General features: G+C 71.3%; 19 protein-coding genes and 1 other RNA gene. 4 read left to right on the forward strand and 16 right to left on the reverse strand.

The window, feature by feature from the left end; genetic code table 11:
- Window positions 1-76: 76 nt before the first annotated feature.
- Complete coding sequence (murA, locus tag ACIRJP_RS29920; protein WP_124723249.1) at window positions 77-1,417, forward strand: UDP-N-acetylglucosamine 1-carboxyvinyltransferase; 1,341 nt, start codon at window positions 77-79, stop codon at window positions 1,415-1,417.
- 205 nt (window positions 1,418-1,622) lie between these two features.
- Here murA and ACIRJP_RS29925 read toward each other — a convergent pair whose 3' ends face one another.
- The 6 genes from ACIRJP_RS29925 to ACIRJP_RS29950 all read right to left on the reverse strand — a co-directional run bounded on the left by ACIRJP_RS29925 (window position 1,623) and on the right by ACIRJP_RS29950 (window position 8,864).
- On the reverse strand, window positions 1,623-1,904 hold the full coding sequence (locus ACIRJP_RS29925; RefSeq protein ID WP_003968811.1) for an HU family DNA-binding protein: 282 nt from the start codon (window positions 1,902-1,904) through the stop codon (window positions 1,623-1,625).
- 427 nt (window positions 1,905-2,331) lie between these two features.
- The gene (locus ACIRJP_RS29930; protein ID WP_404180648.1) at window positions 2,332-3,762 is read right to left on the reverse strand and encodes an NAD-dependent malic enzyme; all 1,431 of its coding nucleotides are present in this window, start codon (window positions 3,760-3,762) and stop codon (window positions 2,332-2,334) included.
- A 422-nt stretch (window positions 3,763-4,184) separates the two neighbouring features.
- Entirely contained in the window at window positions 4,185-6,575 is a 2,391-nt protein-coding gene (locus ACIRJP_RS29935; protein WP_404180651.1) for a HelD family protein, read from the reverse strand.
- 104 nt (window positions 6,576-6,679) lie between these two features.
- The gene (locus ACIRJP_RS29940) at window positions 6,680-7,534 is read right to left on the reverse strand and encodes an anti-sigma factor family protein (protein ID WP_404180654.1); all 855 of its coding nucleotides are present in this window, start codon (window positions 7,532-7,534) and stop codon (window positions 6,680-6,682) included.
- Complete coding sequence (locus tag ACIRJP_RS29945; protein ID WP_404180657.1) at window positions 7,531-8,166, reverse strand: sigma-70 family RNA polymerase sigma factor; 636 nt, start codon at window positions 8,164-8,166, stop codon at window positions 7,531-7,533. Before ACIRJP_RS29945 ends, ACIRJP_RS29940 begins: the two co-directional genes overlap by 4 nt.
- Before the next feature lie 89 nt (window positions 8,167-8,255).
- The gene (locus ACIRJP_RS29950; protein ID WP_404180660.1) at window positions 8,256-8,864 is read right to left on the reverse strand and encodes a CGNR zinc finger domain-containing protein; all 609 of its coding nucleotides are present in this window, start codon (window positions 8,862-8,864) and stop codon (window positions 8,256-8,258) included.
- Window positions 8,865-8,982: 118 nt separating this feature from the next.
- On the opposite strand from ACIRJP_RS29950, the gene ACIRJP_RS29955 reads away from it, so the two are divergent.
- Window positions 8,983-9,627, forward strand: a complete 645-nt coding sequence (locus ACIRJP_RS29955) for a GNAT family N-acetyltransferase (protein WP_404180663.1) — start codon at window positions 8,983-8,985, stop codon at window positions 9,625-9,627.
- Between the two features lie 34 nt (window positions 9,628-9,661).
- Here ACIRJP_RS29955 and ACIRJP_RS29960 read toward each other — a convergent pair whose 3' ends face one another.
- The 4 genes from ACIRJP_RS29960 to ACIRJP_RS29975 all read right to left on the reverse strand — a co-directional run bounded on the left by ACIRJP_RS29960 (window position 9,662) and on the right by ACIRJP_RS29975 (window position 13,115).
- On the reverse strand, window positions 9,662-10,225 hold the full coding sequence (locus ACIRJP_RS29960; RefSeq protein WP_404180666.1) for a GNAT family N-acetyltransferase: 564 nt from the start codon (window positions 10,223-10,225) through the stop codon (window positions 9,662-9,664).
- A 40-nt stretch (window positions 10,226-10,265) separates the two neighbouring features.
- Complete coding sequence (locus ACIRJP_RS29965; protein ID WP_404180669.1) at window positions 10,266-10,646, reverse strand: DUF4259 domain-containing protein; 381 nt, start codon at window positions 10,644-10,646, stop codon at window positions 10,266-10,268.
- A gap of 105 nt (window positions 10,647-10,751) precedes the next feature.
- Window positions 10,752-11,891: a uroporphyrinogen-III synthase gene (locus ACIRJP_RS29970; RefSeq protein ID WP_404180691.1), complete on the reverse strand. Its 1,140-nt coding sequence runs from the start codon at window positions 11,889-11,891 to the stop codon at window positions 10,752-10,754.
- Window positions 11,892-12,107: 216 nt separating this feature from the next.
- Window positions 12,108-13,115, reverse strand: coding sequence for a LysR family transcriptional regulator (locus tag ACIRJP_RS29975; RefSeq protein ID WP_404180672.1), 1,008 nt, complete (start codon window positions 13,113-13,115; stop codon window positions 12,108-12,110).
- 82 nt (window positions 13,116-13,197) lie between these two features.
- On the opposite strand from ACIRJP_RS29975, the gene ACIRJP_RS29980 reads away from it, so the two are divergent.
- Window positions 13,198-14,457, forward strand: a complete 1,260-nt coding sequence (locus tag ACIRJP_RS29980) for an MFS transporter (RefSeq protein ID WP_404180676.1) — start codon at window positions 13,198-13,200, stop codon at window positions 14,455-14,457.
- A 60-nt stretch (window positions 14,458-14,517) separates the two neighbouring features.
- On the opposite strand, the gene ssrA is transcribed toward ACIRJP_RS29980, so the two are convergent.
- The 5 genes from ssrA to ftsE form a co-directional block, all read right to left on the reverse strand.
- Window positions 14,518-14,887: a transfer-messenger RNA gene (ssrA, locus tag ACIRJP_RS29985) on the reverse strand.
- A gap of 107 nt (window positions 14,888-14,994) precedes the next feature.
- The gene (gene smpB / locus ACIRJP_RS29990; RefSeq protein ID WP_356087135.1) at window positions 14,995-15,483 is read right to left on the reverse strand and encodes an SsrA-binding protein SmpB; all 489 of its coding nucleotides are present in this window, start codon (window positions 15,481-15,483) and stop codon (window positions 14,995-14,997) included.
- An 18-nt stretch (window positions 15,484-15,501) separates the two neighbouring features.
- Entirely contained in the window at window positions 15,502-16,719 is a 1,218-nt protein-coding gene (locus ACIRJP_RS29995; RefSeq protein ID WP_404180679.1) for a S41 family peptidase, read from the reverse strand.
- A 67-nt stretch (window positions 16,720-16,786) separates the two neighbouring features.
- Window positions 16,787-17,704: a permease-like cell division protein FtsX gene (gene ftsX, locus ACIRJP_RS30000; protein WP_404180682.1), complete on the reverse strand. Its 918-nt coding sequence runs from the start codon at window positions 17,702-17,704 to the stop codon at window positions 16,787-16,789.
- Window positions 17,705-17,727: 23 nt separating this feature from the next.
- Window positions 17,728-18,417, reverse strand: coding sequence for a cell division ATP-binding protein FtsE (gene ftsE / locus ACIRJP_RS30005; protein WP_030922922.1), 690 nt, complete (start codon window positions 18,415-18,417; stop codon window positions 17,728-17,730).
- 280 nt (window positions 18,418-18,697) lie between these two features.
- On the opposite strand from ftsE, the gene ACIRJP_RS30010 reads away from it, so the two are divergent.
- Window positions 18,698-18,898, forward strand: a complete 201-nt coding sequence (locus tag ACIRJP_RS30010) for a hypothetical protein (protein WP_404180685.1) — start codon at window positions 18,698-18,700, stop codon at window positions 18,896-18,898.
- Between the two features lie 112 nt (window positions 18,899-19,010).
- Here the strand turns inward: ACIRJP_RS30010 and ACIRJP_RS30015 are convergent, their stop codons facing one another.
- Window positions 19,011-19,922: a hypothetical protein gene (locus tag ACIRJP_RS30015; protein ID WP_404180688.1), complete on the reverse strand. Its 912-nt coding sequence runs from the start codon at window positions 19,920-19,922 to the stop codon at window positions 19,011-19,013.
- Window positions 19,923-20,392 lie beyond the last annotated feature (470 nt).

Below are 20,392 nucleotides of genomic sequence, written 5' to 3' on the forward strand. Positions count from 1 at the left end.
CTCTTACGGAATGGGGGTGGTCGGCCATTACTCTTTCGTTTGGCCCCCTGCCCGACCACTCCGGAACGCGAGATTCATGACCGGCACAGACGATGTCCTGCTTGTCCACGGCGGAACCCCGCTGGAGGGCGAGATCCGCGTCAGAGGCGCCAAGAACCTGGTGCCGAAGGCGATGGTCGCCGCGCTGCTCGGCAGCGGGCCCAGCCGGCTGCGCAACGTGCCCGACATCCGCGACGTGCGGGTGGTCCGGGGGCTGCTCCAGTTGCACGGGGTGACGGTCCGGCCCGGTGACGAACCGGGTGAGCTGATCCTGGACCCGACCCATGTGGAGAGCGCCAACGTCGCCGACATCGACGCCCACGCGGGCTCCTCGCGCATCCCGATCCTGTTCTGCGGCCCGCTGCTGCACCGGCTCGGCCACGCGTTCATCCCCGGGCTCGGCGGCTGCGACATCGGCGGCCGGCCGATCGACTTCCACTTCGACGTGCTGCGGCAGTTCGGCGCGACCATCGAGAAGCGGGCGGACGGGCAGTACCTGGAGGCCCCGCAGCGGCTGCGCGGCACGAAGATCCGGCTGCCGTACCCGTCGGTGGGCTCCACCGAGCAGGTGCTGCTGACGGCGGTCCTCGCCGAGGGCGTCACCGAACTGTCCAACGCGGCCGTGGAGCCGGAGATCGAGGACCTCATCTGCGTACTGCAGAAGATGGGCGCGATCATCTCGATGGACACCGACCGGACGATCCGGATCACCGGTGTCGACCGGCTGGACGGCTATACCCACCGGGCCATCCCGGACCGCCTGGAGGCGGCCTCCTGGGCGTCCGCGGCGCTGGCCACCGAGGGCAACATCTACGTACGGGGCGCACAGCAGCGCTCGATGATGACGTTCCTCAACACCTTCCGCCGGGTCGGCGGCGCCTTCGAGATCGACGACGAGGGCATCCGCTTCTGGCACCCGGGCGGCGCGCTGAACGCCATCGCCCTGGAGACGGACGTGCACCCCGGCTTCCAGACCGACTGGCAGCAGCCGCTGGTGGTGGCCCTGACGCAGGCCACGGGCCTGTCCATCGTCCACGAGACGGTGTACGAGTCGCGGCTCGGCTTCACCTCCGCGCTCAACCAGATGGGCGCGCACATCCAGCTCTACCGCGAGTGCCTGGGCGGCTCCGACTGCCGCTTCGGCCAGCGCAACTTCCTGCACTCGGCGGTCGTGTCCGGGCCGACCCGGCTGCAGGGCGCGGACCTGGTCATCCCGGACCTGCGCGGCGGTTTCTCGTATCTGATCGCCGCGCTGGCGGCGCAGGGCACGTCGCGGGTGCACGGGATCGACCTGATCAACCGCGGCTACGAGAACTTCATGGACAAGCTGGAGAAGCTGGGCGCGAAGGTCGAGCTGCCGGGCGGGGCGCTGGTCTGAGACCGGGCGCCGGACGGCTGCTGACGGGGGTTCGGGGCACTGCCCCGGACCCCCGTTGCCCGTTTCCGGGCCCCTGTTCCCCGTCGGCCGGGCCCCCGGGGCCTCGATACCGGGCCTCAGAGGCACAGAACGGGGCCTCTCGGGCCGGTACGCCGAAGGGCGGTCACCCTGGTGGGGTGACCGCCCTTCGTCGCGCCTGTGGGGCTTACTTGCCCTTGGCGGCTTCCTTGAGCTTGGAGCCCGCGGAGACCTTCACGCTGTAGCCGGCCGGGATGTTGATCGGGTCGCCGGTCTGCGGGTTACGAGCGGTGCGAGCGGCACGGTGGGTGCGCTCGAAGGTCAGGAAGCCGGGGATGGTGACCTTCTCGTCGCCCTTGGCGACGATCTCACCGACGGTCTCGGCGAGGGCGGCCAGAACGGCGTCGGCGTCCTTGCGAGTCACCTCGGCGCGGTCGGCCAGGGCGGCCACCAGCTCACTGCGGTTCATGTTGTTACTCCCGTGTTCTTCTTGCCTGTGAGGCGTGAGATCGAAGCCGATGCTGCCAGGGCCCTCGGACAGTCCCCGGACCCGGGTCTGTCGTCAGACCCTCGCGCCCGATTACGCATCCTGCCCCCACCTGCGGCGGTAACGCCAATCCGGCACCCTCCGGAGTCACACGAAAAGCGCCACGGCCTCCTCGTGGTGACGTTCCGTCGACTCCCCGAAAGCGTTCCGCAGTGGATGCGGGGCTCAGGACTGCCCCGTAATCCCTGGCGGGCGGGACGCGCCGCCCGCCCACCCTAAAGGGGCGTTTGGGGCGTCGCGACCCGCGACGCGCCGTAGGCCGGGCCGACGTGGGCCGGACCGGCGTGGGGCGCCGCGGGCACGCACGGCGACGACAGGGGTCGCGCCGGGGCGTGCGGGTGGATCCGGGTCAGACGAGGTTGCCCGGGGCCACCCCGGCGGCGGCCTTCGCGGCCTCCCGGACGGCGCCGGCGACCGCGCCCGCGACCCGGTCGTTGAAGACCGACGGGATGATGTAGTTCGCGTTCAGCTCGTCCTCGGCGACCACGTCGGCGAGGGCACCCGCCGCGGCGAGCATCATCTCCGTGTTGACGGTGCGGGACTGGGCGTCCAGCAGACCGCGGAAGACACCCGGGAAGACCAGCACGTTGTTGATCTGGTTCGGGAAGTCGGAGCGGCCGGTGGCGACAACTGCTGCCGTCTGGCGAGCGATTGCCGGTTCCACCTCGGGGTCCGGGTTCGCGAGAGCGAACACGATCGCGCCCTCGGCCATGGCCGCGACGTCGTCGCCGTCCAGCACGTTCGGGGCGGAGACGCCGATGAAGACGTCGGCGCCCACGACGGCCTGCTTGAGGGTGCCGGTGACGGACTCCGGGTTGGTGTTGTCGGCGATCCAGCGCAGCGGCGAATCGGCATCGGCGGAGACGAGGTCCTCGCGGCCGGCGTGCACCACGCCGTGGATGTCGGCGACGACGGCGTGCTTGACGCCCGCGGCGATGAGGAGCTTCAGGATGGCCGTACCGGCCGCTCCGGCGCCGGACATGACGACCCGTACGTCCCCGATTCCCTTGCCCACCACGCGAAGCGCGTTGGTCAGCGCGGCCAGCACGACGATCGCGGTGCCGTGCTGGTCGTCGTGGAAGACCGGGATGTCCAGGGCCTCGCGCAGCCGTGCCTCGATCTCGAAGCAGCGGGGTGCGGAGATGTCCTCCAGGTTGATGCCCGCGAAACCGGGGGCGATCGCCTTGACGATCTCGACGATGGCGTCGGTGTCCTGGGTGTCCAGGCAGATCGGCCAGGCGTCGATGTCGGCGAACCGCTTGAAGAGGGCCGCCTTGCCCTCCATGACCGGCATGGCGGCCATCGGGCCGATGTTGCCGAGGCCGAGCACGGCGGAGCCGTCCGTCACGACCGCAACGGTGTTGCGCTTGATGGTGAGGCGGCGGGCGTCCTCGGGGTTCTCGGCGATCGCCATGCAGACCCGGGCCACGCCCGGGGTGTAGATCATCGAGAGGTCGTCACGGTTGCGGATGGGGTGCTTGGACGCCATCTCGATCTTGCCGCCGAGGTGCATCAGGAACGTACGGTCGGAGACCTTGCCGAGGACGACACCCTCGATGCCGCGCAGGCCCTCGACGATCTCGTCGGCGTGCGAGGTGGAGGTGGCCGCGATGGTGACGTCGATCCGGAGCTTCTCGTGACCGGAAGCGGTCACGTCGAGGCCGGTGACCGAACCGCCGGAGGACTCCACGGCCGTGGTGAGCTGGGAGACCGCTGTGCCGCTCGCGGGCACCTCCAGCCTGACCGTCATCGAGTACGAGACGCTGGGCGCCGTTGCCATGGCCGAGTCCTTCGCTTTCCCTAGCTTCTTTGCCGCGCGGCCGGGGCGCTCGCCTCGGACACGCTTCCCGATCGTCGCACCTACTAGCCGGTAGCCGGTAATGACTGCCACTCTTCGGAAAGTAATTTCCACCATACGAGATATGGGGGCCCCTGTGGAAGCCCCGAATCTCCGGCGGAACTCCCAGAACTCCGGTGGAAGCACCGGAAAACAAGAACAGACCCGCGCCACCAAGAGGTGACGGGGGTCTGTCGTACGGATCGAGCGGCACCGACCCGCCATGCTCGCCTCGCGGCAAGTGGTCGCTCGTAGCGACGAAGGTTGGGCCCGGGGGCTTGGATCGAGCCGGTGCCGACACCAGGCTAACAAAGACCCCGAAGAAGTGATTCCCCGCGGCACAGGTTGACCCGGAAAACAGGCGATCAGTCCCTCAGCAGGTCCGGGACGCCGTCCTCGTCGGGCAGGTCCCGCTCCCCCGAGACCACCGTGAGCTGCTGCGTCGCACGCGTCAGCGCCACGTACAGCACCCGCAGGCCCGCGGGGGACTCGTCCGCGATCTCCGCGGGCGAGACGACCACCGTGGCGTCGTACTCCAGGCCCTTCGCCTCCAGGCTGCCCAGCGCCACCACCCGCTCGCCGAGCTCGGCGAGCCAGGAGCGGGCCTGGGCCCGGCGGTTCATCGCGACGACCACACCCACCGTGCCGTCGACCTCGCCGAGCAGCCGCCGCGCCTCCTCGCGCACCGAGGCGGCCAGGTCGCCGTCGCGTACCGCCTCGAAGCGGGGCTTCACACCGGTGGAGCGGACCGCGGACGGGGACTCCATCCCGGGCATCGCCAGCGCCAGGACCTTCGAGGCCAGCTCGGCGATCTCCGCCGGGTTGCGGTAGTTGACCGTGAGGGTGAAGCGGCGGCGCGGCCGGTTGCCGAGCGCCTCGTCGCGCGCGTGGGCGGCCTCGTCCGGGTCGGACCAGGAGGACTGCGCCGGGTCCCCGACGATCGTCCAGGTGGCGTGCCTGCCGCGACGGCCGACCATCCGCCACTGCATGGGCGTCAGGTCCTGCGCCTCGTCGACGATGACGTGCGCGTACTCCGTACGCTCCGCCGCCAGCCGCTCGGCGCGCTCGCGCTGCGTCTCCTCGCGCTGCGGCATCAGCTCCTCCAGACCGGAGAGCTGGTCCAGCGGGTCGGGTTCGCGCTTCTTCTTCGGCCGGTGCGGGGTGCCCAGCAGCGTCTGGAGCTCGTCGAGGATGGCCACGTCGTGCACCGACAGCGGCCCGTTCCCCGCGCTGTCGAGCCGCTTCAGGGAGCGAGCGAAACGGCGCACCTCGCCCTGGTTGAGCACCCGGCGGGCCCAGCGGCCGAGCCGCTTCTCGTCGGCCATCGCCGCGAGCACCCCGCGCGGGGTGAGTTCGGGCCACCAGGCGTTCAGGAAGTCGAGGAAGTCCGTCTCGGTGGAGACGTCCTCGTCGAAGGAGGAACGCAGTTCGGCGGCGAGCTCGGGGTCGGTGTAGCGGCCCCGGCCCGAGGACTTGTTCCACAGGGCGTCCAGCAGCAGCCTGCGGGCGCGCGGGCGCAGCAGGTTGACCGGTGCGGTGCCGCCGAGGACGGACTGCCGGACGCGGTGGAGCTCGTCGGCGTTCAGCTCGACGCGGGCGCCGAACGCGACGACCCGCAGCCGGGTGGGGGTGGCGGGGGTCGCGTCGGCCCCATCCGTCTCGTCGTCGCCGAAGGACAGCTGGCCGTCCCGGTCCGCCGCCTTGCGGGAGGTGCCGGGCTGTTCCAGCGCGCCCCGGGACGCCCGGCGCAGTACCTGGAGCATCCGGGAGGAGCCCTTGATCCGGGCGACGGCGGGTTCGTCGTAGGTGGTGGCGCCCTCGACGCCGGCCGCCTCGTCGGAGAGCGAGCCGACGGCACGGATCGCGACCTGCCCCTCCTCACCCAGCGAGGGCAGCACACCCTCGGTGTACGCGACCAGGAGCGGGGTCGGCGAGACGACGAGGATGCCGCCCGCGTAACGCCGCCGGTCCTGGTAGAGGAGGTACGCGGCGCGGTGCAGGGCGACGGCCGTCTTGCCGGTGCCGGGGCCGCCGGAGACCTCGGTGACCGAGGCGGCGGGGGCCCGGATCACCAGGTCCTGTTCGGCCTGGATGGAGGAGACGATGTCGCGCATGGTGTGGCTGCGGGCCTGGCCGAGCGCCGCCATCAGGGCGCCGTCGCCGATGACGGGCAGCTTGTCGCCGTCCAGGGACGCGGTCAGCTCGGGGCGCATCAGGTCGTCCTCGACCCCGAGGACCTTGCGGCCCTTGGAGCGGATGACCCGGCGGCGCACGACCCTGCCGGGTTCCTTCGGCGTCGACCGGTAGAACGGTGCGGCGGCCGGCGCGCGCCAGTCGATGACCAGCGGCGCGTAGTCGGAGTCGAGGACCCCGATCCGGCCGATGTGCAGCGTCTCCGCGATATCGGCCGACAGGTCCTCGCGTACCGCGTCCTCGGCCGGTTCGACGGAGGTGTACGCGCCGTCCGGACCGCGTACGCCGTCCTTGCCGAGCAGCAGGTCGATCCTGCCGAAGAGGAAGTCCTCGAACTCGCTGTTCAGCCGGTTCAGGTGGATTCCGGCCCGGAACACCTGGGCGTCGCGCTCGGCGAGCGCCCCCGGCGTACCGACCTGGCCGCGCTTGACGGCGTCATTCATGAGAAATTCCGCCTCGTGGATCTTCTCCTCAAGGCGGTGGTACACACGGTCGAGATGTTCCTGCTCGACACCGATTTCCCGGTCCCGCAACGAATCGACAGCGGCATCCTGCGCGGCCACCGAGGCCCCCTTCTGACGTGCATTGGGCAGCCGTCAACCTTATGCGAAGGGGGACCCGCCGCGCACCTGCCGCGCGTCTCGAAATGGTCTGCCCGGGATCTCGGTCACGCATCGACCTCGACCAGCCGCCTGCCGTCGAACGTACGCACCTCGAAATGGTCGATGTCACCCCGGCCCATGGCGGCACCGCCGGACACCTGGAGCGGATATCGCGCTCCCGGGTACGAGGAGTCCTCGATGCCATATCCCCACTCCGGCACGGACCAGGAGGAGACGACCTCCTCCTCACCGGTCTTCGACACCGCGATCAGCCGGCATTTCTGCGGGCCCTTGACGTTCCTGAGCTCCAGCACGGTGCTGGTGCCCCAGGGCTTCCTCGCCATGCCGATCGTGGCGTCGACCCGGGTGACGGGGTCGGCGGCCCGCACCTTCTCAGGCATGCGGTCGACGGAGGCGTCCCCGGTGGGGTCGACGGGGCTCGTGGGGCTGGTGGGGCTGGTGGGGTACGGTTCGGCCGCCCGTGTCGTCGGGCCGTCGTCGCCGCTCGCCAGGACCACGGCCACCGGGCCGCCGATGATCAGCGCCACCGCCGCCGCCACCAGCCAGACGGAGCGGCGCCTGCGCCGGGCCCGCCCGGCGCTCACCTCGTCGAGCAGCCGCTCCAGCACGCGGGGGCCGGGCTGCCCCGGTACGTAGCGGGCGGCGGGGGCGCCCGGGGACACGGAGACCCTCGCGAGCACGGGCCCCAGGCCGACGAGCTCGTCGAGCCGGGCGGCGCACAGCTCGCAGTCGGCGAGGTGCGCCTCGAAGGCGGACGCCTCGGCGTCGTCGAGAACACCGAGGAGGTACGCGCCGGCGGCGTCGTGCGCGGCGTCGGCCGCGTGACCAACGGGACCGGGGTGGCCGCAGGGCCCGGCCGGACCGGGTCCGAAGGGCTCCCACTCGTGGTCGTCGTTCATGCCGTGACCCCCCTCTCCTCCAGCGCGAGCTTCATCGAGCGCAGTGCGTAGAAGACCCGCGACCGTACCGTCCCGCTCGGAACGCCCAGCACCTCGGCCGCCTCACCGACCGTGCGGCCCTTGAAGTAGGTCTCGATCAGGGCTTCCCGGTGCGCGGCGGTCAGATCGTCGAGCGCCTCGGACAGTGTCATCAGCCACAGCGCCTTCTCCATCTCGTCCTCCGCCGGAACGGCCTCCAGCGGCGACGGATCGACCTCGGGCGGCCGGGCCTGCCGGCTGCGGTGGCCGTCGATGACGATGCGCCGGGCGACCGTCACCAGCCAGGGCCGGACCGATCCGGTGGCGCTGCCCAGCCGTCCGGCGTTCTTCCAGGCGCGGATGAGCGTCTCCTGCACCACGTCCTCGGCGCGCTGCCGGTCACCGGCGACCAGCCGGAGCACGTACGCGAACAGGGGCCCGGCGTGCTCCCGGTAGAGCGCCCGCATCAGCTCCTCGTCCGGGACGGCGGAAGGTGACGAGGCCGGAGGCGGAGGCGCGGGCGCGGAAGGCTGGGGCGGTGGCGGCTGCGCCTGTCCGCCACGGTGCCGAGCCCTGTGCGGACGATCACCGGCCACGGCCGCATCCTTGCGCACCCGAACCTCCCGGTCGAGACCTTGTGGAGCTCCTAGGTCATCGAATACGAAGGCGGACCGCGATCCGTTCAAACCTGGCTCGGGTTTCCTTACGGGACCGCCGCGTCCGGCACCGCCACGGCCGCCGCCCGACGCCGGTGCCGGGCCACCCGCTCACGGTTCCCGCAGACCTCGCCGGAGCACCAGCGGCGCCGCCGGCCGCGCGAGGTGTCCAGGTAGAGGCGGCGGCAGTTGTCCGCCTCGCAGCGGCGCAGCCCGGCTCGGGCCACGGGGTCGGTGAGGAGTTCGACGGCGTCACGGGCCACGGCGGCCAGCAGCTCCCCGCACTCGGGGTCGGCGCTCAGTGTCCGTACCAGCTTTCCGCTCCTGCCGCGCACGGCCCGCAGGCCCGGTGGCGCCTCGGCGGCGAGCGCGTTGACCCGGTCCAGGGCGCTCCCGCCGCCACGGCCGCCCAACTCTGCGGTCAACAGCCGTTCGACGCCGGTCCGCAGCTGCCGGAAACGCACCACCCAGCTCTCGTCCACGGCATCGAGGCACGTGCCGTCCGGTACGAGTCCTGCGGCGAGCAGCCAGTCGGCCAACCGCTCGGCGCAGTCGAGCAGTTCGCACGCGCCGGTGGTTCCGACCCCGGTCGCCACCAGGTCGAGGCAGGGCCGACCGGAGTCGAACCGCCAGTCGCACGAGCTCTTGGCCGCCATGCGCATGTCACCGCCTCGGGGTCACCGGTGGGGTCTCCCCCAGAGTGCTCCTCGCGGGGCGAGCCCGGAACCCCTGCCGTCGCGCGGTGTCCGGGGACATGGGCCGTACGGTTGCCGAATGAACGACGATCACACCGCCATCGACGCCCTCTCGGCCGGCCCGCTCCTGCTCAGGCCCTGGCTGGCCGCGGACCTCCCGGCCCTGATCGAGGCGTACCGCGATCCCGCGATGCGCGCCATGCTGCGGTCCCAGGTCACGAACGCGGCGGAGGCGGAGCAGTGGCTGCGGGTGCGGCAGGAGGGCTGGGAGTCCGGCAGATACTTCAGCTTCGCGGTGGTGGACCGCGATCGCGACGGCGAACTGGTCGGCAATGTGGCGCTCAAGTACCCGGCACCGGACACCGGCAGCGCGGAGGTCGGCTACTGGACGGCGGCGCCCGCACGTGGCCGGGGGGTCGCTCCGCTGGCGCTCGGGGCGCTCGGCGACTGGGCGTTCGAGGCGTTCGCAGGGGAGGAACTGACGCGCCTGGACCTGATGCACCGACTGGACAACGAGGCGTCCTGCCAGGTCGCGGAGAAGAGCGGGTACGGCTTCGTGGAGGTACTTCCGGCGCGGCCGCCCTGGCCGGTGGACGGGCACCGGCACTCGCGGCTGCGTACCGGAAACGTGCAGCTGGGTACCGGGGAACCGCGGCCGCGTACCGGCGGGGATGTGCGGCTGCCTGCCGGCGAAGCGCGGCATACCCGGGACGTCCGCCCGTAGCCGTCCGTCCCCGGCCGACCGGCCGGCCCGTCGCTCAGCCCGTGGGCGGACCGTCGTGCAGGATCCGCTGGAACAGGCAGTGGTCACGCCATTCGCCGTTGATGTGGAGGTAGCGCGAGGCCATCCCGAACTGCTCGAAGCCGCACTTGGCGAGCACCCGCTGCGAGGCGAAGTTGTCCAGTACCGTCCCCGCCTCCACCCGGTGCAGGTGCAGCTCGTCCCTGGCCAGCTCGCAGATCCGCTCCACGGCGGCCGTGGCGAGACCGCGGCCCGCGTATTCGACGTCGACCCAGTACCCGAGCGTCCCGCTGCACAGGGGCCCGAGCACGATGCCGTTCAGGTTGAACGCGCCGATCGCGCGGTCCTCCTCGTCGGCGAGCACCCAGGGCATCACCCGCCCCGCGTCGCGGTCCGCGAACAGCGCGGCCAGCCGCTCCGACTGCCCCTGCTCGGTGTAGAAGAAGTCGGGCCGCACGGGCTCCCAGCGCGCCATGTACGCACGGCTGCGGATCAGCGAGACGGCGAGGGAGGCGGCGTCGGCCAGGGCGGCGGGGCGGAGTCGTACCTCCGCGTCGAGCCGGTGGATGTCTTGGGTCATCCCGGCACGCTATCCCGGTGCGATCCCGCCCCGCGCCCCCTCACTGCGCCGGGTGCGCCTGCTCGGCCAGGGCTATCAGCCGGTCGAAGGTGCGGATCAGCTCCGCGCGCCTGTCCTCCTTGTACTCCGGCTCGGGCTCCAGGTCGTCGATGGTCCGCTCCCACACGTCCATGAACGTCTTCTTCCAGCCCTCGGCCACCGTCTGCTCCGGCACGCTCGCGCCGACGTGGTTCTGCTCCGCCATCAGGCACAGCAGCTCGACGTTGCACGGCACGGCGACGCCGTCGTACTCGTCGGGCTCCAGGCCGACCGGGTCACCGGCCATCGCCTCCTCGATCTCCGAGACGAGCCGTCCTGTGATGCCCGACAGATGGTCCGCCGCCGCGTCACTGTCGAAATTCCCGCTGCCCCAGGTACCCACGGGGCCCCCTTCCGCCGGTCTTTCCTGCCTGCCCCCGTTCTACCAAGCGCCACTGACAACGGAGCACCGGCGGCAGCGGTCTGAGGGGCGGGCTCAGGGGCAGCCTCAGCGGCGGTCCTCGCCGCCAACCGCCGGGTCCAGCGCCAGCCGGTAGCCGCGCTTTACGACCGTCTGGACGATCCGGGGAGCACCCAGTGCCGTGCGCAGCCGCGTCATGGCCGTCTCCACCGCGTGCTCGTCGGTGCCGCCTCCGGGCAGCGCGCGCAGCAGATCGGCGCGGGACACCACCCAGCCCGGCCGGCGGGCCAGGGCGTGCAGCAGGGCCATGCCGGCGGGCTGAACCGGGCACGGCTCCCCGTCGACCGTCACGGCATGGCCCCGGATCTCGACCCGGTGCCCGGCCACCGGCAACGCCGGGGCCCTGGCGGGAAGTTCCTGGCAGAGCAGCTGGACGAGCGGGGCGATCCGGAAGCGTTCCGGCTGGACGGTGCCGATGCCCCGGGCCTGCAGGGGCTGGGCGGTGACCGGTCCGACGCAGGCAACGAGGACGTCTTCGCGCAGTGCGCTCAGGAGCTCCGGGAGCAGCCCGCGCTTCTCGGCCCGGCCGAGCAGGGAGGCGGCGGCCGGGGCGCTGGTGAAGGTGAGGGCGTCCAGGCCGCGGGCGAGGGTGGTGTCGAGCAGCCGGTCGAGCGGGGCGATGTCCTCGGGGTCCGTCCAGCGGTAGACGGGTACGGCGAGGACCTCGGCGCCCGCGGCGCGCAGCGACTCGATGAAGCCGGGAAGGGGTTCGCCGTGCAACTGGAGGGCGATGCGGCGGCCCGCCACGCCCTCGGCCAGGAGCCGGTCCAGTACCTCGGCCATGGACTCGGAGGCGGGTGACCACGTCTCGGTCAGCCCGGCGGACCGGACGGCGCCCTTGACCTTGGGGCCCCGGGCCAGCAGTTCGGCGCGGCCCAGGGCCGCCGACAGCCGTTCGCCCAGGCCCCAGCCCCCGGCGGCCTCGACCCAGCCGCGGAAGCCGACCGCGGTGGTGACGACGACCACGTCGGGGGCGGCGTCGACGATTGCGCGGGTGGCGGCGAGGAGTTCTCCGTCGTCGGCGAGGGGCACGATCCGCAGGGCGGGCGCGTGCAGGACCACGGCGCCCCGGCGTTCCAGCAGCGCGCCGAACTCCTCCGCGCGCCGTGCGGCGGTGACCCCGACGGTGAAGCCCGTGAGGGGGCCGTGCTGTTCGTCCTCGCGCATGTGGTCTTCCCGGCTCTCGTCCCGCTGCTGCCCGATGATGCCGAGGGGCGAGCCTGCCAATGACGCGTGACAGGGCTGGTTCACCCGTATTTCCCGCCGGTTACGTCACCCGGCACCGAACGGCCGTACCCGTACCCGGCACGCCGAAGGTATACCGCACGCAGCGCACACGGCACGTACGAGCAGGTCAGCCGCGCACAGCGCGTACGAGCAGGCTCAGCCGGACAGCATCAGTGCCTCGTCCGGCCCGGGAAGCCAGGTGTCGGCGGGGCGCACCAGCCAGCCCTCCTCGGAACCCAGCCGGGCCGCGGCCTCGCGCAGGGCGTCGAGGCCGGGGTGGCGCAGCCCCTTGCGCCAGACCAGCAGAAGCGGCGAGAGCGGCACCGGCCGGACCAGCGGACGCACCACGGTGCCCGGCACCGGGGGGAAGTCGACCACGGCGAGCACCGGTTGCCGGGACTTGGCCATGACCCGCTGGAACTCGGCCACGCCTATGGCGAGCGGGGCGGGCGGCGCCAGTTCGATGCCCCGCTCGGCGAAGAGCAGCCGGGCGAAGTCCGTCCACTCCTTCGTACGCGGGTTCCCGGCGCCCGCGTAGACGGTCTCACCGGCCAGGTCGTCGAGCGCGACGGTCTCGCGCGCGGCGAGCGGGTGGTCGCCGGGGAGCAGCACGGCCATCGGCTCGTACCGCACCGGCTGTGTGGCCAGCCGGGCTCGTACCGCGGGGTCGAGACCGGCGGCGCGGCCGAAGGAGACATCGAGCCGCCCGGCGAGGATCTCGTCCGCGGCCCAGGTCAGACCGCTCTCGAACCGGGCCATGAGCTCGCACTCCGGAGCCAGTTCGCGGGCGCGGGCGAGTACCCTGGCGGCCGCCATGCCGTCGGTGTTGAGGTCGACGAAGAGCGGCCGGGCCGCCGGGTCGGCGAAGGCGGCGGCGAGATCGGCGTGCGCGTCCAGCACCCGTCGCGCGTACGGGAGCAGCCGCTCGCCGTCGGGGGTGAGGGCGACCTGCCGGGTGGTCCGTACGAACAGTTCCGCGCCCAGTTCGCGCTCCAGCCGGCGGATGTCGCGGCTCAGTGCCTGCTGGGCGATGTAGAGCCGGGTGGCGGCGCGAGTGAAGTGCAACTCCTCGGCCACCACGACGAAGGCCCGGAGCAGCCGGGGGTCGGTAGGGGCATGGGCGGTACGCGTCCGGGTGCTCGTATCGTCGGCGGAGGAGGCCACACCAGAATTTACAACACAGATGCGTCAATCGGCGCGGAGAAGGTGTTGGACCCCGGGGACCGCCCGCCCGGAGGCTTGCTCCATGCCGTACGAGAGAAACCCCGCCACCGAGCCCCTGCTCACCGTCTCCGGTGACCTGCTGGTCATCGCCCAGCGCACCGCCCCCGTCCGGCGGGCCTCCACCAACCCGTACCGCAGGCTGCTCGCCACCCCGGGCGCCCGCGCCTTCACCGTGGGCAATCTGATCGCCAGGCTGCCCATGGGGATGTTCAGCGTCAGCGCGGTCATCATGATCGCCGGGTCGCGCGGCTCGTACGCCCTGGCCGGAGCCGTCACCGCGACCGGCCTCGCCGCCACGGCGGTGGTCGCCCCCTGGACGGCCCGGCTCGTCGACCGGTACGGGCAGGCCAGGGTCGCGGTGCCCGCCACCGCGATCGCCGCGCTCGGCTCGCTCGCCCTGCTGCTCTGCGTCCACTACGGCGCCCCGGCCTGGACTCTCTTCGCCTCCTACGCCGCGACCGCCACCACCCCCAACACCGGCGGGATGTCCCGGGCTCGCTGGGCCCATCTGCACCGGGGCGACCCGGCCGCCCTGCACACCGCGAACTCCTTCGAACAGGCCGCCGACGAACTCTGCTTCATGCTCGGCCCGGCCCTCGCCGCACTGCTGTGCGCGGCGCTCTTCCCGGAGGCCGGAACGCTCGTCGGGGCGATCCTGCTGATGACCGGCGTACTGATATTCGCCGCCCAGCGCGCCACCGAACCACCGGTGGCGCCCCGCACCCATGCCGGCTCCCCGCTCCGCACCCGGGGCATGCCCGCGCTGCTCGCCGCCTTCCTCGCCACCGGCGCGGTCTTCGGCGCGATGGAGGTCGTCACGATCGCCCACGCCGGAGGCGCGATCCTGGCGCTCCAAGCGGCCGGCTCGTGCGTGGCGGGCCTGCTGTACGGCTCGCTGCGCCCGGCCGCCGACATCCGGCGCCGGCTGCTGATCTGCCTGGCCGCAATGACGGCCCTGATGTCCCTGCCGCTGCTCGCCGCCGCCTCGACCGGCTCGCTGCTCGCCCTCGCCGGCGCGCTGCTGCTGGCCGGCGCGGCAACGGCACCGACCATGGTCACCGGGATGACCCTGGTGCAACGCCTCACCCCGGCAAGCCAGTTGAACGAGGGCATGACGCTGGCCGTGACCGCACTGCTGGGCGGAATCGCCGCGGGATCGGCGACCGGCGGCTGGATGGTCGAGCACACGGGCCGCGTGACGGGCTACGTCGTACCGGTCTGCGCAGCGGGCCTGGCACTGGCCGTCACGGCAGCCGGGGTCCGGGCGCCCCGGGGACGGTGACCGGCACAAGAACGAGGACCCCGCTGCCTGTGGGCAGCGGGGTCCTCGTTCACATGGGAATTGTGGAGATGGCGGGAATCGAACCCGCGTCCAACGGTGCAGAATCAGGGCTTCTCCGTGTGCAGTTCGCTGCGCTTTTCTCAGCCCCGGAAATCACGCGAACAAGTCTCCGACGGGCTCAGTCACTGTTTGATTTCCTTCTAGGCCCCGTGACCAGGTCTAGAAGTTTAGATCCCTTGATGATGCCAGGATCCGGGTCGGGATCACCCCCGGGCTGACACTTCGCAAGTCGCTACTTAGGCAGCGAGGGCGAAGGAATCGCGCTTGGTGTTGGCGATTATTGGTTGCGACATATGGTTTACGAGATCATTGCCGCTTCCTCGACACGCTTCCCCTGCTTCGACATCCGCTGTCGAAACCGATCATCCCCATGTTTTGTTTTCAATGCGTGCACCTGCTGTGAGGTGCAGTGCCATCGTACGTGACCAACGCGCGACGATGCCAGCCTATTCCTGCCACGGGCCGCCCGAGCCGGTGCTAGGCGCTCCGCTGGCGCCTGCGCGCCGCCGCGATCGCGCGGTTGGTCTCCCTCGTGTCCTGCTTCTCGCGGAGGGTCTGGCGCTTGTCGAACTCCTTCTTGCCCTTGGCGAGCGCGATCTCGACCTTGACCCGGCCGTCCTTGAAGTACAGCGCGAGCGGCACGATCGTGTGGCCCGTCTCGCCCGACTTCGACTCCAGCTTGTCGATCTCGGCCCGGTGCATCAGCAGCTTGCGCTTCCGCTTGGCCGAGTGATTGGTCCAGGTCCCCTGCACGTACTCGGGCACGTGGATGTTGTGCAGCCATGCCTCGCCGCCGTCGATCTGGACGAAGCCGTCCACCAGGGAGGCCCGGCCCAGCCGCAGTGACTTGACCTCGGTGCCCATGAGCACGAGGCCGCACTCGTAGGTGTCGAGGATGTGGTAGTCGTGCCGCGCCTTCTTGTTCTGCGCGATGAGCTTGCGCCCTGTGTCCTTTTCCTTAGCCATAGTGCGGCCATTTTCGCACTACGACCCACCCCCGAGGCCACTCAATACCGTCTCGGCCCGCTGCTCGGCCTTCGAGCCGACCGCGAGGTCCGGGGTGATGCCGTGTTCGTCGACGCTGCGCCCGGCCGGAGTGCGGTAGTGGCCCACGGTCAGCTCGGCCACCGAGCCGCCCGGGAGCTTGCTCGGCATCTGGACCGAGCCCTTGCCGAAGGTCCGTGAGCCGACGGTGACGGCGCGGCCCCGGTCCTGGAGCGCGCCGGTGAGGAGTTCGGCGGCGCTCATCGTGCCGCCGTCGACCAGGACGACGAGGGGGCGGTCGGTGTCGCCGCCCGGCTGCGCGTACAGGGCGCGCTGCTCGCCGTGCACGTCGTACGTGGCGACCAGGCCGCCGTCCAGGAAGGCGGAGGCCGCGGTGACGGCCTCGGTGACCAGGCCGCCGGAGTTTCCGCGCAGGTCCAGGAGCACCCCGGCATCCGACGGCGCGTCCCGGACCGCGTCACGGACCTTGGCGCCCGAGCCCCTGGTGAACGAGTCGACCTCGATCATCACGGCCCCGGAGGAGGGGGAAGAGGCGGAGGCGGAGGCGGCGGAGGCGGCGGAACGGGGCGGTCCGATGCGGCGCACGGTCACGGGGTCGGTGGTGAGCCTGGCCCGGCGCAGCGTCTCGGTCCGCAGGCGGGCGCCGCGCCCGATGCCCAGGACGACGGTGGAGCCCGCGGGGGCCTCCGTACGGTCTCCGCGCAGCAGGGCGACGACCTCGGCGACGGGGCGCCTGTCGACCCGGTGGCCGTCGATCGTACGGAGCAGGTCCCCGGGCTCGATGCCGGCCCGGTCGGCGGGGCCGCCGGGCTGCACCCGGGCCACCTCGACCTGCCCGTCGGCGGAGCGCTTCGCGGCGATCCCGACACCGGTGTACGAGCCGTCCAGGGCCTGCTCGAACTCCTCGTACTGTCGCTCGTCGTACACCGCGCCCCAGCGGTCGCCGCTGCGGCTGACGACCTCCTCGGCCGCCTCCTTGCCGGACTTGCCGTCGGCCACGGCCCGCGCGGCGGCGTCGGCCACCTCCTCCTGGTCGACGGTGGAGGCGACGGAACGGCTCGCCAGGGCCTCGGACTTCGCGCAGCGGGGAAGCGAGCCGGTGACCGCCCCGGTGGCCAGCACGCCCGCGAAGACCAATGTCAGAGCAGCCCCGCGGCGCACGCCGCGGGGCCCGAAACACTGCGTGGGGCCCGACATGCCGCCGAGTCTAGGACAACGCCCCCTCGGCGCACGGCCGGTTGGCCGTGCGCCGAGGGGGCGCTTGTCACACCTTGAGGTACTTGCGGAGCGCGAAGAGCGCGGCAACGGCGGGCATCAGCAGGCCGATTGCCAGAACCAGGGGCAGCTTGGTGAAGACCGCGTCCCAGCCGATGAAGTCGATCAGATTCAGCTTGCTCTGGAGCGCCAGACCGCCGTCGATCAGGAAGTAACGGCCCGCCAGCAGCATCACACAGGCCAGGACACCGCCGATGAGACCGGCGAACGCGGCCTCCATGATGAACGGCATCTGGATGTAGAAGCCGGAGGCCCCGACGAGCCGCATGATGCCTGTCTCGCGCCGTCGGCTGAACGCGGACACCCGGACGGTGTTCACGATCAGCATCAACGCGATGACCAGCATCAGCGCCATGACGAAGAGGGCGGCCACGTTCATGCCGTTCATCAGCTGGAAGAGGTTGTCCAGGATGCTTCTCTGGTCCTGGACGGACTGCACCCCGTCACGGCCGGCGAAGGCGGTGGCGACGACCTTGTACTTCTTCGGGTCGTGGAGCTTGACCCGGTAGGACTCCTGCATCTGGTCCGGCGTGATGTTGCTCGCCATGGGCGAGTCGCCGAACTGGTCCTGGTAGTGCTTGTACGCCTGGTCGGCGGACTCGTACGTGACCGTGTCGACGACGTCCATCTTCTCGAGGTCGGTCTGGATCTGCTTCTTCTGCTCCGCGGTGACAGCGCCCTTGGCGCACTTGGGAGTCGAGGTCACATCGCTCTTGCTGCAGAGGAAGATCGAGACGTTGACCTTGTCGTACCAGTAGTCCTTCATCGTGCTGACCTGCTCGCGCATGAGCAGCGCGCCGCCGAACAGGGCGAGCGAGAGGGCGACGGAGACGACGACGGCGAAGGTCATCGTGAGGTTGCGACGGAGGCCGACGCCGATCTCCGACAGGACGAACTGGGCGCGCATGGCGTCCTTTCAGTGCTCGGTGCTCAGTGCTGGTAGCCGTAGACGCCACGGGCCTGGTCGCGTACGAGACGGCCCTTCTCCAGCTCGATGACGCGCTTGCGCATCTGGTCGACGATGTTCTGGTCGTGGGTCGCCATGATCACGGTGGTGCCGGTCCGGTTGATCCGGTCCAGCAGCTTCATGATGCCGACGGAGGTCTGCGGGTCGAGGTTGCCGGTCGGCTCGTCCGCGATCAGCAGCATGGGGCGGTTCACGAACGCCCGCGCGATCGCCACGCGCTGCTGCTCACCACCGGAGAGCTCACCGGGCATCCGGTCCTCCTTGCCGCCGAGGCCAACCAGGTCGAGAACCTGGGGCACCGCCTTGCGGATCTCTCCGCGCGGCTTGCCGATGACCTCCTGCGCGAACGCCACGTTCTCCGCGACGGTCTTGTTGGGCAGGAGCCTGAAGTCCTGGAACACGGTGCCCAGCTGGCGCCGCATGTGCGGCACCTTCCAGTTGGACAGGCGCGCGAGGTCCTTGCCCAGGACGTGGACCATGCCCTGGCTGGCACGCTCCTCGCGGAGGATGAGTCGCATGAAGGTGGACTTGCCGGAGCCGGATGAGCCCACCAGGAAGACGAACTCGCCCTTCTCGATATCGAGAGACACATCCCGTAGAGCGGGACGGCTCTGCTTCGGGTAGGTCTTGGAGACGTTGTCGAATCGGATCACGGATGCACCACGGTCGGCCGGGAGTAGGTGTGCGTGACCATACGCGACCTGGACTGAGGCGTGCAGGCGCGAGTCCGAGGATGGGCGTTTTATGGCGGAACGGGACCGGCCGGAAGCCGGTCCGAAGCGGGTCCGAAGCACTACGGATCGGGTGATTTCCGGCGGGCCGCGCCGAAATCCGCGCGAGCTGGCACAGTGGTAGGGGGAACGGTTGCGTTTCCATGAGCGTTGTGCGGAGAGAAAGCGTATGCGGCTCCGCCGCGCGGGAGGAGGAAAGCGCATGACCTATGACCGACTGGTGTGCGCGAACTGCGCGGCACCCGTCAACGAGGGCCGTTGCCCCGTGTGCCGGGCAAGCCGCGCGCGGCTGCAGCAGGAACAGGAGCAGGGAATGTTCGCCGGGCTGAGCCCGGCGATGCTGGTGGCCCTGCTGGTGGTGCTGCTGGGCGCGCTGGCGCTGCTGGCGCACCAGACCGCGTAGCCGCGCGCTCCACCGGACCGCCCGCAGGCGTCGGGACGTGTACGCGGAAGGGCCCGGGATGCCGATCGGCGTCCCGGGCCCCTCTGTGCCTGTCTGTTACCGCAGGTGACCCTTAGGCGACCGAGCGGCCGCCCATCAGGCGCGGCATGACCCGGAAGCCGATGCCTCCGGCGATCATCGTCGCGGCGCCGACCAGCAGGAACGTGGTCTCGGCGGCGCCGGTCTCGGCGAGCTCGTCCTTGCCCTTGCCCTGCTCGACCGGCTGGTTGCCGGCGGAGTCGGGGGTGGTGTTGTCCGCGCAGTTCGCGCCGTCGAGGTCGACGGTGCAGGCATCGTCGCCGCCGGTGGCGGAGCCGGTGGTGCCGCCGTTGCCGGAGGTGCCGCCGTTGTCCGTGCCGCCGTTGCCGTTGCCGCCGGACTGGTGGCCACCGTTGCCGTTGCCGCCGTTGTCCTGGCCGCCGTTGCCGTTGCCGCCGTTGTTGCCGTTGCCGCCGTTGCCGTTGCCGCCGTTGTTGCCGTTGCCACCGTTGTCCTGGCCACCGTTGTCGGTGCCCGCGTCCGTACCGGCGTCGGTGCCCGCGTCGGTGCCCGCGTCGGTCCCGGCGTCGGTCCCGGCGTCGGTCCCGGCGTCGGTCCCGGCGTCGGTCCCGGCGTCGGTGCCCGCGTCCGTACCGGCGTCGGTGCCCGCGTCCGTACCGGCGTCGGTACCCGCGTCCGTACCGGCGTCGGTACCGGCATCCGTGCCCGCGTCCGTACCGGCATCCGTGCCCGCGTCGGTGCCCGCGTCCGTACCCGCGTCGACACCGCCCAGGTCGCCGCCGCCGTCGGACTCGCCCTCGGGCGCCTTGATGCCGGCGTCGATGCCCAGGCCGCCCTCGTCGGCCTCCGCCTTCGCGGAGATGCCGCCGAGGTCGACACCGACACCGACCGCCGATGCCGCACCGGCGGCAGTGAGCGAGGCGCCGGCGGCGATGACCGCACCGGCGGCGATCCGCGCGACGCGCAGTCGCGTCTTCTTCGTCATGTGCTGCTACCCCCAGTAGCTGTTCTCGTCAGTGGAGCAGCCATATGCGGGCCCCGGCTCTGCGGGGTTCGCTCCGAGCAGCGCCACTTGGAGCCGTGGTCATGCCGCCCGCCCCCGATCACACCCGTCCCAGACATACGCATGCTGCCCTAGCACCCTGTCCACAGTTAAGGACTACGTCAAGGCCGTTCCGTGCAATATGCACTGTTTTATTCGCAGTTGGTCTTCATTCGGAGTCACGACTGTGACGCACTCGCCACAGCTCCCGCGCAACCCGAAGCCCCAACTCCCCTTCGGGAACTGCCTCGTGCGGCCGACGGAAAACGGCGGTGGGGGGGGGCCCCCCCCGGGGCCGGCCCCCCCCCCCCCCGGGGGGGGGGGGGGTAGAATAATTAACCACGGAGGGGGCCCCGGGAACACCCACCCACAAACCCCCCCACAAACACCAGCATAAAGCGAACCAGAGTTGC

Origin of the sequence: Streptomyces sp. NPDC102437, from assembly GCF_044765565.1 — a bacterium.
Lineage (GTDB): Bacteria > Actinomycetota > Actinomycetes > Streptomycetales > Streptomycetaceae > Streptomyces.

Excerpts from the sequence above, each read along its gene's own strand:
- ACIRJP_RS29970 (WP_404180691.1), bottom strand. The coding sequence starts at position 11,891 with ATGCGCGAGGACGAACAGCACGGCCCCCTCACGGGCTTCACCGTCGGG.
- ACIRJP_RS29995 (WP_404180679.1), bottom strand. The coding sequence starts at position 16,719 with ATGTCGGGCCCCACGCAGTGTTTCGGGCCCCGCGGCGTGCGCCGCGGG.
- ACIRJP_RS29930 (WP_404180648.1), bottom strand. The coding sequence starts at position 3,762 with ATGGCAACGGCGCCCAGCGTCTCGTACTCGATGACGGTCAGGCTGGAG.
- ACIRJP_RS29980 (WP_404180676.1), top strand. The coding sequence starts at position 13,198 with ATGCCGTACGAGAGAAACCCCGCCACCGAGCCCCTGCTCACCGTCTCC.
- ftsX (WP_404180682.1), bottom strand. The coding sequence starts at position 17,704 with ATGCGCGCCCAGTTCGTCCTGTCGGAGATCGGCGTCGGCCTCCGTCGC.
- ACIRJP_RS29955 (WP_404180663.1), top strand. The coding sequence starts at position 8,983 with ATGAACGACGATCACACCGCCATCGACGCCCTCTCGGCCGGCCCGCTC.
- ACIRJP_RS29950 (WP_404180660.1), bottom strand. The coding sequence starts at position 8,864 with ATGGCGGCCAAGAGCTCGTGCGACTGGCGGTTCGACTCCGGTCGGCCC.
- ACIRJP_RS30015 (WP_404180688.1), bottom strand. The coding sequence starts at position 19,922 with ATGACGAAGAAGACGCGACTGCGCGTCGCGCGGATCGCCGCCGGTGCG.
- ACIRJP_RS29925 (WP_003968811.1), bottom strand. The coding sequence starts at position 1,904 with ATGAACCGCAGTGAGCTGGTGGCCGCCCTGGCCGACCGCGCCGAGGTG.
- murA (WP_124723249.1), top strand. The coding sequence starts at position 77 with ATGACCGGCACAGACGATGTCCTGCTTGTCCACGGCGGAACCCCGCTG.
- ACIRJP_RS29960 (WP_404180666.1), bottom strand. The coding sequence starts at position 10,225 with ATGACCCAAGACATCCACCGGCTCGACGCGGAGGTACGACTCCGCCCC.
- smpB (WP_356087135.1), bottom strand. The coding sequence starts at position 15,483 with ATGGCTAAGGAAAAGGACACAGGGCGCAAGCTCATCGCGCAGAACAAG.
- ACIRJP_RS30010 (WP_404180685.1), top strand. The coding sequence starts at position 18,698 with ATGACCTATGACCGACTGGTGTGCGCGAACTGCGCGGCACCCGTCAAC.
- ACIRJP_RS29940 (WP_404180654.1), bottom strand. The coding sequence starts at position 7,534 with ATGAACGACGACCACGAGTGGGAGCCCTTCGGACCCGGTCCGGCCGGG.